The organism is Streptomyces doebereineriae, from assembly GCF_031845645.1.
Taxonomy (GTDB): Bacteria; Actinomycetota; Actinomycetes; order Streptomycetales; family Streptomycetaceae; genus Streptomyces; species Streptomyces canus.
Genome location: NZ_JAVREZ010000577.1, coordinates 1 through 391, shown reverse-complemented (window position 1 = coordinate 391; position 391 = coordinate 1). Strand labels below are relative to the sequence as shown.

The window sequence follows — 391 nt, the reverse complement described above, 5'->3', positions numbered from 1 at the left end:
CTGCTGGGCGAACTGCGGATCCGACTTTGAGAACGCCTCGTCCAGCATCAGCTGGGCGAACAACGGCCGGGTGTCATTGCTGTCCGGGCTGGCCAGGTTGAAGCTCAGCGCCCCGGCCAGGCAGAACGCCATGAGCTTCTCCTGCTCACCACCCGAGTTGTCACCGGAATTGCTGTAGGTCCGGATGACCTCGCCGGTCTCGGCGTCGCGCTCTTCGCAGTACAGCACGAACCGGTTGCGCACATCCAGCGCATCGCGTGTCCACTGCCGGTCCTCGGGTGTGTTGCCGGCCAACAACTTCCGCAGCTGCAGGATGTCGGTGTACTGATCGAACATCGCGGTCTCGTCGCCGAAGCTCACCAGCGACACCCGCGAGGAGATGCGCTGGGCC

Annotated in this window: 1 protein-coding gene; it reads right to left on the bottom strand. The window is 64.5% G+C overall.

What is annotated here, in order from left to right:
• Positions 1-360 (bottom strand): SbcC/MukB-like Walker B domain-containing protein (locus tag RNB18_RS53335; protein WP_311721222.1); only part of this gene is annotated, 360 nt, incomplete at its 3' end.
• Between the last annotated feature and the right edge of the window lie 31 nt (positions 361-391).